Below are 13433 nucleotides of genomic sequence, written 5' to 3' on the forward strand. Positions count from 1 at the left end.
CAATGAAATGAGCAGAGCGAATTCCCGAGGGGGTTAAAGATGAGATTCACGGTCAAGGCGAAACTGGCGGCGTCGTTTGGCGTCGTGATCCTGCTGTCGATGATCGCAGGCGCGGTGGGTTATACGAAGCTGTCGGATACGATCGCGACGACGGAGACCATCGTCGCCGCGGCCGGGCGCATGGAAAAGGCCATGGAGCTGGAGGTGACGCTGCTGCTCCAAGTGCGCGCGGAGAAGAACGCGCTGCTGACAGCGACGGACGCGGATTTCGATCGCTTCACGACCGAAAACGCGACGCTGCGCGGCACGATGAACAAGATCAAGGACGAGATCTACGCCGTCGCGACCGAGAACGGACGCAAGCTGCTGGATCAGTTCGCCGCGCAATATGCCACGTTCAACGCCACGCAAGAAGAGACGTTCAAGATCGGCAAGGCGGATCGCGCCAAGGGCGCCGTCGCCTCGACGACGGAGGGGCGCAAAGCCGCCGGACAGACGACGAATGCCCTCACCGAATATGTGCATTATGTCCAGGGATTGATGTCGTCGCGTGCCGAACAGGCGCGAGCCGATGGCATGCGTGCTCAGATCCTGCTGATGAGCGTGGTCGGCGTCGCGCTCGTTCTCGGCGTCGCGGCCGCGCTGTGGATCGCCATCAATATCAGCCGCGGCCTCAGCCGTGCCGTTGGTCTCGCCGAGGCGGTGGCGATCGGCGATCTCAGCCAGACGATCGCGCATAAGAGCAACGACGAAGTCGGCGACCTCATCACCTCGCTGAACGCCATGACGTCGAATCTGAAGCAGATGGCGAACGTGGCGGACGAGATCGCCAACGGCAATCTGATCATCGAAGCCAAGCGGCTGTCCGACAAGGACACGCTCGGCATGGCGCTGGAACGGATGGTCAGCAAGCTGCGCCAGATCGTATCGGAGGCATTGACCGCGGCGCAGAACGTCTCCGCCGGAAGCCAGGAGCTCTCGGCCAGCGCGGAACAATTGTCTCAGGGCGCGACCGAGCAGGCGTCGTCGGCCGAAGAGGCGTCGTCCTCGATGGAGGAGATGGCCGCCAACGTGAAGCAGAACGCGGAGAACGCCAGCCAGACCGAGAAGATTGCCGCGCAGTCCGCCAAGGATGCGGAGGCCAGCGGCACCGCCGTCGGCCGCGCCGTCGAGGCGATGCAGACCATTGCCGGCAAGATCACGATCGTGCAGGAGATCGCGCGCCAGACCGATCTGCTCGCGCTCAACGCGGCGGTCGAGGCCGCGCGTGCCGGCGAGCATGGCAAGGGTTTCGCGGTCGTCGCCTCCGAGGTCCGCAAGCTCGCCGAACGCAGCCAGGCTGCGGCCACCGAGATCGGCCAATTGTCCACCGAGACCGTCAAGGTTGCGCAGGATGCCGGCGCGATGCTGGCGAAGCTCGTTCCCGACATCAAGAAGACTGCGGAGCTGGTGCTTGAAATCACCGTCGCCTGCCGCGAGCAGGATGTGGGTGCGGCTCAGATCAACCAGGCGATCCAGCAGCTCGACCAGGTCGGCCAGCAGAACGCCAGCGCCTCGGAGCAGGTGTCGGCCACATCGGAGGAGCTTGCGGCGCAGGCCGATCAGCTGCAATCCACCATCGCTTATTTCCGCATCGACGGGCGCACCGTGGAAAACGACGCGGACAGCTCTGCGCCGATCGATGCCGCCGTCAGCCAGCTGCGGACCAAGGCCGCCAGCATGGCTGCGGCCGACCGGGGCGCCAAGAAGCCTGTTCCAGGGCGGGCCAAACCGGCGCGGGCGGTGAAGGCCGCCGCCGCCGGCGGTGGCGGCTTCACCTTCAGCCTGGATGACGGCGAAGACGAACGCGACGCGGATTTCCGGCGTTAGTCCGGAGGGCGTGTCGGAGAGGACAGGGAACAGGACACAGCATGGCCGAGACCTCACAATATCTCACGCTTGGTCTGGCGGGAGAAACATTCGGCATCAGCATCCGTAATGTCCGCGAGATCCTCGATATGCGGCCGATCTCGCGGCTGCCCCACGCACCGCATTTCCTGCTCGGGATGATCGACGTGCGCGGCAGCGGGTATCCGATCGTCGACCTCCGGCTGAAGCTCGATTTGCCGAGCACGGCCGCGACCGAGGCGACCCGGATCATCATCCTCGATGTGCCCGTCGGCGACCGCCTGGTTGGCGTGGGCTTCGTCGCCGATTGCGTGTTCGAGGTGACCGACATCGACGAGAGCTCGGCCGAACCCGCGCCCGAGGTGGGAGGCCGCTGGAAGTCCGACTACATCGCCGGGATCGGACGCAAGGGCGACAAATTCGTCATTCTGTTCGATCTGGCCAAGCTGATGGCCCATACCAGCCTGCCTGCCGCTGCCGCCCGCGATGATCATGCCCCAGCCGCAGCTTGAGGTCCGCTGGGCGGAGACATTCGATAGCTTCGGGTCGCTGTCTGAACCGCATTTCCGTGCGCTGTCGCAGCTCATCGAAGCGCAGGTCGGCATCAAGCTTCCGCCCGCGAAGCGGTTCATGCTCGAAGGACGGCTGCAGAAGCGCGTGCGCGCGCTCGGTCTCTCCAGCATCGGCGAGTATGTCGATGCATTGTTCCACGAGGATCAGTTCGAGGACGAGTTGGTCCATCTGATCGATGTGGTCACGACCAACAAGACCGACTTCTTCCCGCGAGCCGGCCCATTTCGATTTCCTGCGCCACACCGCGATTCCCGAGCTGATGAAGCTGCGGGGAGGCGCCGGTCGCGTGCACGGCCTCAAGCTCTGGAGTGCCGCAGCCTCGACCGGGATGGAAGCCTATACGATGGCCATCGTGCTCGATGACATGGTGCGCAGCGGATTGCGTGCCGAGTTCCGGATTCTCGGAACCGACATTTCGAATCCCGTGCTGCGGATGGCACAAAAGGCGATCTATGACATCGAGGCCCTGACCCCGGTGCCGGAGCCGCTGGCCAAGCGCTATTTCCTGCGCTCGCGCGATCCCTCGCGGGCCGAGTGCCGGGTGGTTCCGGAATTGCGCAGCCGCGTCAACTTCCAGCGCATGAACCTGATGGATGCGACCTATCCGGTGGATCGCGACGTCGACGTCATCTTCTGCCGCAACGTCCTGATCTATTTCGACAAGCCGACTCAGCGTAAGGTCGTCACCCGGCTGTGCTCGCATCTGCGGCCGGGGGGGTTCCTGTTGGTGGGACATTCCGAATCGATGGTTCAAAGCATTGTCCCGGGCCTCAAGCAGGTTCGGCCGACGATCTTCACGGTCTAGGCGAGGCGATCACATGACCAGGCAAAAGGTGCGTGTGCTGATCGTGGACGACTCCGCGTCGGTCCGCCAGATCATGACGTCGATCCTCGGCGAGGATCCCGACATCGAGATCATGGGCACCGCGGCGGATCCGTTCGCCGCTGCGCGTCGGCTGGAAAAGGAGCTGCCGGACGTCATCGTGCTCGACATCGAGATGCCGCGAATGGACGGCCTGACCTTCCTGCGCAAGATCATGGCGCAGCGGCCGATCCCGGTCGTCATCTGCTCGGCCGGGACGGAGGAGGGGTCGCAGTTGACGTTCGAGGCGCTCGAGGCCGGCGCGGTCGACATCGTGCCGAAGCCGCGCGTCGATACGCGCCAGGCGCTGGTCGAGGCATCGGCACGGCTGCGTGACGCGGTCAAATCGGCGGCGCGCGCACGGGTGCGGCCGCGCAACGAACGCCGCCTGGTGATCGAGAAGAAGCTGACGGCGGATGCGATCATGCCGCCGCCGGTGGAGATGCGCGCACGCCCGAAGACCGAGCGAATCGTCTGCATCGGTGCATCCACGGGCGGCACGGAAGCTCTCTCCGATGTGCTGGAAGCGCTGCCGGCGGACTGTCCTGGCATTCTCGTCGTCCAGCACATGCCGCCCGGCTTCACGGCTGCCTTCGCCCGCAGGCTGGACGGCATTTGTGCGATCCACGTCAAGGAAGCCGAGGATGGCGAAGCGGTGCAGGCCGGCTGCGCCTATATCGCGCCCGGTGCCCGCCATATGCTGCTGCAGCGCTCGGGCCTGCGCTACCACATCGCGATCAAGGACGGCCCGCCGGTCTCGCGTCACCGCCCCTCGGTCGACGTGTTGTTCCGCTCCGCTGCGCAATATGCCGGGCGCAATGCGCTCGGCGTGATCATGACCGGCATGGGCGACGATGGCGCGCGCGGCCTGTTGGAGATGCGCAAGCTCGGCGCCGCCACACGTGCGCAGAACGAGGAGAGCTGCGTGGTGTTCGGGATGCCCAAGGAGGCGATCGCCTGCGGAGCCGTCGAGAAGGTGGTGGGGCTCGATCAGATCCCGCGCGAGATCATGGCCTGGCATCACGCCGGGCAGGTGGCGTCGGCGGAATAGAGCGGGCGCGGTCGGCGAGCCGAGCGAGCGCCGAGCCTGTCTGGCAAAAATCAGTCGTCTGCCGTGCGCAGACGAGTGTGCCAGGCGCGCGGCGTTCGAAAGACAGCAATGCGACGTTCAACGAACCAACAAGAGATCCGCTCCGCCTGAGAGGTCGGTGCCGACCTGGCTCTCTTTATCGGCGCCGCTCGAGGTGACCCTCTGCGGCGAGCACCTTGCCGTCAAACGACCAAAGATCGCCCGATCACGCGCCTCGCAGCAGCCGAGGTGATCCGTGACAGGGGCGCATCGTCCCACATCGTCACTTGCTGGCTCTGCAGGTTCCGGGTCCTAGGAGTTCCGGCTTCAGCCGCTGTCAGCGCGCAAGAGGCTGGTGGCGCCTCTGCAGGGTGACGCGGCAGGCCCGTAACGACAAGCCTCCCGGAGGTCGCTCGATTCCGGCTCGGCTGACGTCGGCTCCTCCCCCCCCCTGAGGCGGCATTCGCAAACGCACAAACTGCATGGAGCCCGCGGTCAATCGCTGCGGCGATGCGATCGGCCATTGACAGGCAATCCGATATGATAGAATTATAACATATAACGTTGTAAAAATAACAATATGTCACCATCGTACCAGCATCGCGCGGGGCGGCGGGAGGAAAGCGTGGAATTGTCCGGTTCGGTTGCAGCAGACTCTCTGCCGTCGACCGCGCTTGTGAGGGTGAGTGCCATCAACAAGCGCTTCGGCGGCGTGCGAGCACTTCGCGACGTCAACCTGGAGGTCCGGGCCGGCGAGGTGCATGCGCTGCTCGGCGAGAACGGCGCCGGCAAATCCACGCTGATCAAGATTCTCAGCGGTGTTCATGCCCTCGACAGCGGCACGATCGAGATCGCCGGCCGGCGGGTGGAATTCGACAGCCCGGCGAAGTCGCGCGCCGCGGGGATCGCCGTCGTCTATCAGGACCTCAGCCTCGTCGAATCCCTGAGCGTTGCGGACAATTTGTTGCTGGGGCGCGAGCCACGCGCGGCTCTCGGCTTCGTCAGGCAGCGGGCGCTGATGGCCAGGGCCGAGGCCTTCCTGACAGAGCTCGGCATTTCCCTGGATCCGAGAGCGACCGTCGGCTCACTCCCGTTCGCCTACCGCCAGATGACGGAGATCGCAAAGGCGCTGCTGGGCGACGTTCGGCTTCTGATCCTCGACGAGCCGACCTCCTCGCTGACATCGGATGAAGTCCGGATCCTGTTCGACGCGATCGGAAAGGCGACGCGCCGCGGCGTCGGCGTCATCTATGTGACCCATCGGCTCAACGAGGTGTTCGAGATCTCGCAGCGTGTGACTGTGCTGCGCGACGGCGCCGACGCCGGCACCTTCGTCACCGCCGAGACGGACATGAAGCTGCTGGTCGGCGCCATCGTCGGAACCGCTCGTTCGGCATCGATGAGCTCGCGCGCCGAGCCTGCCGCGCCGCGCAAGATTGATCCATCGCCGGTGTTGTCATTGTCGAACGTCTCCAACGACCGGCTTCACGCCGTCGATGTTTCCGTGCGGAAGGGCGAGATCCACGGGCTCGCCGGATTGATCGGCAGCGGACGCACGGAGATTCTGGAGACGGTGTTCGGCATGCGGCCGCTCGAGAGCGGCACGATCGAGATCGATGGCCGGCGATGGCGGCCGAGCGGGCCAGCCGATGCGATCGAACAGGGCGTCGTGCTGGTGCCGGAAGACCGGCACGTGCAGGGCCTGGTCCTCGACCATTCGATCGAGCGAAACGTCACACTGCCGCGACTTCCGCATTTCTCGCGCTGGAGCTGGATGCAGCGGCGCGCTGCAGCCAGGCGTGCGGAAACCGCGGTCGCCAGGCTTGCGGTGAAAGCGCAGGGCACCTTCAGCCCGGTCAGGACGCTCTCCGGCGGCAACCAGCAGAAGGTCGTGTTCGGAAAATGGAATGATCCGCGGCCCCGTGTGCTGCTCCTGGACGAACCGACGGTCGGCGTGGACGTAGGAGCACGCGAGGACATCTACGCCGTGATCCGGAATGCCGCCCGCGACGGCAGCGGGGTTCTGGTCGTCTCGTCCGACCTCGTTGAATTGATCGCGCTCTGCGACCGCATCTCCGTGATCGTCAACGGGCGCGTCGCTCGCACGCTCGCGCGCGGTGAGATCGATAACGCCGAAGAGCTGCACCATCTCCTCCAGATCTACCAGGCCTCCGCGCCCGGCCACTTGCAAGAGCTTCCCGCATGACCGAACTGACTGCACCCAACATCGTCGCTTCGTCGACCCGGTCCGACCGGCGCCGCAGGATTCTGCAGAGTCTGCTGCGGGGCGAGCGGCCCTACATGCTGTACATCGCCTTCGTGATCCTGCTGGTCGTGTTCAGCCTGTCGTCGCCCTGGTTCCTCTCGGTCGACAATTTCCTGAACATCGGGCGGCAGACGACGCTGGTGTCGATCATCGCGGTCGGCATGACCTTCATCATCATCGCACGTCAGATCGACCTCTCCGTTGCATCGACGCTGGCGCTGTCAGGCATGGCGGCCGCTCTGGCGATGAGCCAGATCAACAACAGCTGGGTCGTGGGTGCCGTGGCCGGGCTCGGCACCGGCGCGCTGGTCGGGTTGCTCAACGGCATCCTGACCACGCAGCTATCGATCCCGTCCTTCCTGGTGACGCTGGGTTCGCTGAGCATGGCACGGGGCCTGGCGATGATGGTGACCAACACTAAGCCGGTCATCATCACCAATGAGACCTATTTCGCGATCTTCGGCGAAGGCACGTTGCTCGGCATCCCGGTTCCGATCGTCTGGACCTTGGCGGCAATGATCGTCGGCATCCTGCTGCTGCATTACAACGTGTTCGGCCGCCGCATCTATGCGGTCGGCGGCAACCCGACCGCGGCGCTCTATTCCGGCATCAACACCAAGCTGATCACGACCGCCGCCTTCGTCCTGACCGGCACGCTGGCGGGGCTCGCCGCGTTGGTACTCTCCGCGCGTTCGCATGCCGCGCGGCCCGACGTCGTGCAGGGCATGGAGCTCGACGTCATCGCGGCGGTGATCCTCGGCGGCTGCAGCCTGTTCGGCGGGCGCGGCTACATCCTGGGCACGCTGTTCGGCAGCTTGATCATCGGAACGCTCAACAACGGCCTGGTTCTGCTCGGCGTGAGCTCGCCGATGCAGCTCGTGATCAAGGGCGCGATCATCGTGGCCGCCGTGGCTTTCACGAAACGCTAGTCAAGGTCTCGCGCTGCGTCTGAGCCACAAGCTCATCGCGCGGCGTGGGGAGGGGCAAGGTCGCTCGCCCTCCGGCAATCCGCGACCGACATGGAGGAAACAATGACACCGATCCTGCGACAAACCTTGCCTTTGACCGTGTTGATGGCCGCTGCGGCCGTCTCCGCGATCTCTCCGGCCCGCGCCGACGTGCCCGCGACCTGCGTCAAGGGCGTCGATCTCGCAAAGCTCGGGCCGAAATCGATCGTCGGCCAAGGGCCCCACGGCGAGAAGGCGGCGTCGCCCGAGGTGCTGGCGCTGTCGGAGGCCGATGCCGCGAAGATCAAGGAGAAGCACTTCAAGGTCGGCATTTCCATGCAGACGGTCAACCTCGACTGGTCGCAGCTCCAGATCCAGGGCATCACGGATACGCTGAAGAAGTACGGCGTAACGGTGACGGGCGTCGCCTCGGCCGAATATCAGGTGGACAAGCAGATCGCTGATATCGAGAACACCATCCAGCAGCATCCGGACGGGATCATTTCGATCCCGGTCGATTTCACCGCGACGGCGCCGACCTACAAGAAGATCGCCAAGGCGGGCATCAAGCTCGTGCTGATGGACAGCATCCCGACCGGCCTGAAGCACCCCGAGGAATACGTCACGATGGTCTCGGCCGACAGCCAGGGCAATGGCCAGATCGCGGCGCAGATTCTGGCGTCCTGCGTGCCGCAGGGCGCGACGATCGGCCTGGTCAATTTCGGCGTCGACTATTTCAGCACCAATGAGCGCACCAAGGGCGTGCGGGAGTGGATGAAAGCAAACCGGCCCGACATTAAGATGAAGCAGGTTGATTTCACCGATCCGCCGAAGGTCTCGCAGATCGCGGGCGACTTCCTGACCGGAAATCCCGACGTCAAGGGACTGTATGCGGTGTGGGATCAGCCGGCGCTCGACACGCTGAGCTCGATGCGGGCCCAGGGCATCGACATTCCGATGACGACGGTCGATCTCGGCCTGCAATCGGCGATCGAGATTGCCAAGGGCGGTCCGCTGAAGGCGACCGGCTCGCAACGTCCCTATGACCAGGGCGTCGCCGAGGCGATGGCGATGATGAATGCGCTGTTGGGGAAGGAAACGCCCGGCTGGATCGGCGTGCAGTCGCTGCCGGTCACCCAGTCGAACGTGCTGGAATCCTACAAGACCGTCTTCAAGAAGGAACCACCGCCCGAGCTGGTGGACGCCTGCAACAAGGCAAAGCCGGCCTGCAATTGAGTTCGTCAGAGCGATGCGCGGTTCTGCGGAGCCGCGCATCGTTCAGCAGACCTGGATCGTCCGAACTGGATCGTCCGAATCAGGCGGCGCTGGTGACGTATTCGACCGGAAGGCCGCGGAAGTGCTTGCGTGTCTCTGATGGCACCGCGCCGCCGACGATGATCCGCGAGAACAAGCTGACATCCGAGAAGAATGCCGGCTTGAGGCTGCCGAGCTTGCTGGCGTCGACCACCAGGATGCTCTCCATCGCAGTCGCGATCACAGCCTGCTTGATGGCGACCTCGTGAAAGTTCGAGCAGCTCGCGCCGCGGGCCCAGTGCAGGCCGCCGGCCGAGATGAATGCCTTGTTGACCCCGAGCCGCCGCAGATAGGACAGGCCGTCGTCGGACGAGAACGACTGCGACGACGGATGGTAGAGCCCGCCCATCAGCATCACCTGCGTTGCAGGCCGGCGGGTGACGATCGTGACGACGTTCAACGAATAGCAGATCACAGAAAGGGGCATGTCCTCGGGCAGGCAATCCGCCAGCGACTGCATGGTGGTGCCGCAGTCGATGAAGATGGTGTCGCCTTCCTTGATCGAGGCGGCTGCGGACCGGCAGGCCAGGCGCTTGTCCTGCGTGTGCTGGTCGATTTCCTGCTCGAATGCGTACTTGATCCCGGTCGGCGACGCCGCGTTGACGACATAGCCGCCGAGCAGGGCGAGCACCGCCTCCGGACCGGCAAGGTCGCGCCTGACCGTCATCTCCGACACCTTCAGCAGGTCGGCGGCGTCCTTCAGATGCAGTGCGCCGCTTGTCTCCACTGCGCGCCGCAGCCGTTGCAGACGTTGGACGCGGGACTCGCTGGAACGTGCGGTCGGTGTTTCAGCCATCTTGTTCGTCACCGCGCTTGCTTATCTGGTTGACAATGATCTTACAATGATGTGAGTTTAGCAACGTCGAAATGTTACAATAATAACATGGTCCGGCGGACAGGTCCTGCGCGCGATGGCGGGCAGCGGAGGCGAGGGATGGGAGGAGCGCATGTTGCAGTGGGCACATTCAGTCAATCCGGCGTTTCTGCCGATTCGCTAGCACCGCACGGCGTACCGATGGCGCAGGGCGTCTTGAGACCAAATCCATCCGCCGTGCCGGTGCAGCCGCATGGGCGCGATCATAATCACACGCCTGCCATCGCGCGCAACACCGGCCGCGCGCTCGAGATGGATTGGGTCGACGAGATCAGGATCAATCTATCCGCCGCCGAGCGCCGCGTCGCGAGTCTGCCGGGCCGGCGCACCGTCAAGAAGGATGCGCAGGCAGCCTGGCTGCTCAAGGCGATCACCTGCATCGACCTGACGACGCTCAACGGTGACGATACGACCGAGCGTGTGAAGCGTCTTTGCGCCAAGGCGCGAGCGCCGCTGCGGAGCGATCTCCTCGAAGCCCTCGGCTTTTCCGGACGCGGACTGCACACGGGCGCGATCTGCGTCTATCACCGCTTCGTCGCGACCGCGGTGGAGGCGCTCGACGGCTCCGACATTCCGGTCGCCGCGGTCTCGACCGGATTTCCTGCAGGCCTCATCCCGCATGATCTGAAGCTTAAGGAGATCGAGGCATCCGTCAACGACGGTGCGCAGGAGATCGATATCGTCATCACGCGCGAGCATGTGCTGACCGGTGATTGGCGCGCGCTCTACGCCGAGGTGCGGGATTTCCGTGCCGCCTGCGGCGCGGCGCATCTGAAGACGATCCTGGCGACTGGCGACCTGAAGACGCTGCGCAACGTCGCCAAGGCGTCGATGGTCTGCATGATGGCCGGTGCCGACTTCATCAAGACCTCGACCGGCAAGGAGGGCGTCAACGCCACGCTGCCGGTGACATTGGCGATGCTGCGCATGATCAGGCTCTATGAGGAGCGCACCGGATTCAAGATCGGCTTCAAGCCTGCCGGCGGAATCTCGACCGCGAAGGACGTTCTCAACTACCAGTTCCTGATGAAGGAGGAACTGGGGCGCGACTGGCTCGAGCCCGAGCTGTTCCGCATCGGCGCCTCCAGCCTGCTCGCCGATATCGAGCGTCAGCTCGAACATCACGTCACCGGCCGCTACTCGGCCTTCAATCGTCATCCCGTGGGCTGATCATGAGTATCGCGCATTACTTTGACACCATGGACTATGGTTCGGCGCCCGAGGCGGACGGCGAGGCGCGCGCCTGGCTGAAGCGGCACGAGGCGACGTTCGGGCATTTCATCGCCGGAAAATTTACGCCGCCCGCTTCGGGTAAGCATCTGGCGACGATCGAGCCGGCTACCGGCAAGCCGCTGGCCAGGATCGCGCAAGGCGTCGCCGCCGATGTCGAGGCTGCCGTCGGCGCCGCGCGCGCGGCGCAATCGCCGTGGGCAAAGCTCGGTGGCCACGGCCGTGCTCGCCATCTCTATGCCTTGGCGCGCATGCTGCAGCGTCACGCGCGCCTGTTTGCGGTGCTGGAGTCGATCGACAATGGCAAGCCGATCAGGGAAACCCGCGATCTCGACGTGCCGCTGGCTGCGCGCCATTTTCTGTATCACGCTGGCTGGGCGCAATTGCAGGAGCGAGAATTCGCCGATCACGTTCCGGTCGGTGTCATCGGCCAGATCATCCCGTGGAATTTTCCGCTGCTGATGCTGGCCTGGAAGATCGCGCCTGCGCTCGCGGCCGGCAACACCGTGGTGTTGAAGCCGGCCGAGTTCACCTCGCTCACCGCGCTGCTGTTCGCGGAGCTGGCGGCGGAAGCCGGCCTGCCGCCCGGCGTGTTGAACGTGGTGACGGGAGACGGCACCACCGGCGCCTTGCTGGTCGACAATCCCGGCGTCGACAAGATTGCCTTCACCGGCTCGACCGAGGTTGGTCGTCTGATCCGGCAATCGACCGCAGGCAGCGGCAAATCGCTGACGCTCGAACTCGGCGGCAAGTCGCCGTTCATCGTGTTCGAAGATGCCGATCTCGACGGCGCCGTGGAGGGCGTGGTCGATGCGATCTGGTTCAACCAGGGGCAGGTCTGCTGCGCCGGATCGCGGCTGTTGTTGCAGGAGGGGATTGCAGAGGCGTTCCGCAGGCGTCTGATCCGCCGCATGGAGACGCTGCGCGTGGGCCCACCGCTCGACAAGACGATCGACATGGGCGCCGTCGTCGCACCGGTGCAGCTCGAGCGGATCAAGGCGCTGGTCGAGACCGGGGTGAAGGAGGGGGCCGAGAAGTATCAGGCATCCGGTGCCATCCCCGCGGAGGGCTGCTTCTATCCTCCGACCTTGCTGTGGAATGTGCAGCCGTCCTCGACCGTGGCCATCGAGGAGATTTTCGGACCCGTGGTGGTCGCGATGACGTTCCGCACGCCGGATGAGGCGGTGGTGCTCGCCAACAACACGCGCTACGGGCTTGCGGCCAGCGTGTGGAGCGAGACCATTGGCCTGGCGCTCGATATCGCGCCAAAACTTCAGGCCGGCGTGGTCTGGGTCAATGCAACCAATCTGTTTGATGCCAGCGTCGGCTTCGGCGGCTACCGGGAGTCCGGCTTCGGCCGCGAGGGCGGCCGGGAAGGGATCTACGAATATCTCAAGCCGAAGGCGTGGAGCGGCCGGACAGCGCGCGCCCAGCTGCCGCCGCTCCCCGAAGCTTCAACCGAGAGCGCCGGGTTCGGCACGCCGTCGATCGACAGGACCGCCAAGCTTTTTGTCGGCGGCAAGCAGGTCCGCCCCGATGGAAATTATGCGCGCGCGGTGCTGTCGCCGAAGGGGAAGCCCCTGGGTGAAGTCGGTGAGGGCAATCGGAAGGACATCCGTAACGCCGTGGCCGCCGCGCGTTCGCGCCGAAGCGTGGGCTCGGGCGACGGCGCATAATCGCGCCCAAATCCTCTACTACCTTGGCGAGAATCTGTCGGCGCGCAGCGACGAGTTCGCGCGGCGTATCGGCGAGTTGACCGGCGTCTCGCCGGCAAAGGCGCGCGCGGAGGTCGAGGCGAGCATCGAGCGGCTGTTCAGCTATGGCGCCTGGGCCGACAAATATGAGGGGACAATCCACACACCGCCGCTGCGCGGCGTCGCGCTTGCCATGCACGAGCCGATCGGCGTGGTCGGGGCGGTCTGTCCGGACGAGGCGCCGCTGCTGGGCTTCATCAGCCTGGTGGCACCGCTGATCGCGATGGGCAACCGTGTTGTCGCGGTGCCGAGCGAGCGGCACCCGCTGGCTGCCACCGATTTCTATCAGGTGCTGGAGACGTCCGACGTGCCGGCAGGCGTCGTCAATATCGTGACAGGCGAGCGCGATGCGCTGGCAAAGGTTCTTGCCGAGCATGACGATGTCGACGCACTCTGGGTGTTCGGCTCGCAGCAGGCCTCGACAATGGCGGAGCGGCTGTCGGTCGGGAATCTCAAGCGGACGCTGGTCGACCATGGACTGGCGCTCGATTGGTACGACAGGGCGGCGAGCGAGGGGCCGATCCTGCTGCGCCACGCGGTTCAGGTGAAGAATATCTGGATTCCCTATGGAGACTAGAATCGTCACCTTGCGGTGAGATGGATTGGCATCCGGACCGTCAGAGTCCGGGCGATTTTTAAAGACGAGGGAGGACACAC

At 64.8% G+C, this 13433-nt stretch carries 8 protein-coding genes and 2 pseudogenes; 9 read left to right on the plus strand and 1 reads right to left on the minus strand.

The annotated features are described in order from the left end of the window. Positions 1–39 precede the first annotated feature (39 nt). The 7 genes and pseudogenes from ACVIJ6_RS11730 (at position 40) to ACVIJ6_RS11760 (ending at position 8840) form a co-directional block, all read left to right on the plus strand. Positions 40–1869 carry a methyl-accepting chemotaxis protein gene (locus ACVIJ6_RS11730; protein WP_456772847.1) on the plus strand — a complete coding sequence of 610 codons (1830 nt, stop codon included), beginning with the start codon at positions 40–42 and terminating at the stop codon, positions 1867–1869. A 41-nt stretch (positions 1870–1910) separates the two neighbouring features. Beyond that, positions 1911–2399 carry a chemotaxis protein CheW gene (locus ACVIJ6_RS11735; protein WP_012047545.1) on the plus strand — a complete coding sequence of 163 codons (489 nt, stop codon included), beginning with the start codon at positions 1911–1913 and terminating at the stop codon, positions 2397–2399. Further along, positions 2380–3265, plus strand: a pseudogene (locus tag ACVIJ6_RS11740) (CheR family methyltransferase). Before ACVIJ6_RS11735 ends, ACVIJ6_RS11740 begins: the two are co-directional and overlap by 20 nt. Before the next feature lie 13 nt (positions 3266–3278). Continuing rightward, complete coding sequence (locus ACVIJ6_RS11745; protein WP_456772848.1) at positions 3279–4373, plus strand: protein-glutamate methylesterase/protein-glutamine glutaminase; 1095 nt, start codon at positions 3279–3281, stop codon at positions 4371–4373. Between the two features lie 643 nt (positions 4374–5016). Next, entirely contained in the window at positions 5017–6597 is a 1581-nt protein-coding gene (locus tag ACVIJ6_RS11750) for a sugar ABC transporter ATP-binding protein (RefSeq protein WP_456772849.1), read from the plus strand. Then, positions 6594–7586, plus strand: a complete 993-nt coding sequence (locus ACVIJ6_RS11755) for an ABC transporter permease (protein ID WP_456772850.1) — start codon at positions 6594–6596, stop codon at positions 7584–7586. The genes ACVIJ6_RS11750 and ACVIJ6_RS11755 overlap by 4 nt, the downstream gene beginning before the upstream one ends. Before the next feature lie 102 nt (positions 7587–7688). Further along, positions 7689–8840, plus strand: coding sequence for a substrate-binding domain-containing protein (locus ACVIJ6_RS11760; RefSeq protein WP_456772851.1), 1152 nt, complete (start codon positions 7689–7691; stop codon positions 8838–8840). Positions 8841–8919: 79 nt separating this feature from the next. Here the strand turns inward: ACVIJ6_RS11760 and ACVIJ6_RS11765 are convergent, their stop codons facing one another. Next, positions 8920–9714 carry a DeoR/GlpR family DNA-binding transcription regulator gene (locus ACVIJ6_RS11765; RefSeq protein WP_456772852.1) on the minus strand — a complete coding sequence of 265 codons (795 nt, stop codon included), beginning with the start codon at positions 9712–9714 and terminating at the stop codon, positions 8920–8922. Between the two features lie 219 nt (positions 9715–9933). Here ACVIJ6_RS11765 and deoC point away from each other — a divergent pair, with 219 nt between their 5' ends. Both deoC and ACVIJ6_RS11775 read left to right on the plus strand, forming a co-directional pair. Further along, positions 9934–10962 carry a deoxyribose-phosphate aldolase gene (gene deoC / locus ACVIJ6_RS11770; protein WP_456772853.1) on the plus strand — a complete coding sequence of 343 codons (1029 nt, stop codon included), beginning with the start codon at positions 9934–9936 and terminating at the stop codon, positions 10960–10962. 2 nt (positions 10963–10964) lie between these two features. After that, positions 10965–13353: pseudogene (locus ACVIJ6_RS11775) on the plus strand (aldehyde dehydrogenase family protein). Positions 13354–13433: the final 80 nt, after the last annotated feature.

This window comes from Bradyrhizobium sp. USDA 4369 (genome assembly GCF_054056435.1).

What these genes read in the sequence shown, in the direction of transcription:
- deoC (WP_456772853.1), top strand. Translation starts at nt 9,934, where the DNA reads ATGGCGCAGGGCGTCTTGAGACCAAATCCATCCGCCGTGCCGGTGCAG.
- ACVIJ6_RS11755 (WP_456772850.1), top strand. Translation starts at nt 6,594, where the DNA reads ATGACCGAACTGACTGCACCCAACATCGTCGCTTCGTCGACCCGGTCC.
- ACVIJ6_RS11745 (WP_456772848.1), top strand. Translation starts at nt 3,279, where the DNA reads ATGACCAGGCAAAAGGTGCGTGTGCTGATCGTGGACGACTCCGCGTCG.
- ACVIJ6_RS11730 (WP_456772847.1), top strand. Translation starts at nt 40, where the DNA reads ATGAGATTCACGGTCAAGGCGAAACTGGCGGCGTCGTTTGGCGTCGTG.
- ACVIJ6_RS11735 (WP_012047545.1), top strand. Translation starts at nt 1,911, where the DNA reads ATGGCCGAGACCTCACAATATCTCACGCTTGGTCTGGCGGGAGAAACA.
- ACVIJ6_RS11765 (WP_456772852.1), bottom strand. Translation starts at nt 9,714, where the DNA reads ATGGCTGAAACACCGACCGCACGTTCCAGCGAGTCCCGCGTCCAACGT.
- ACVIJ6_RS11760 (WP_456772851.1), top strand. Translation starts at nt 7,689, where the DNA reads ATGACACCGATCCTGCGACAAACCTTGCCTTTGACCGTGTTGATGGCC.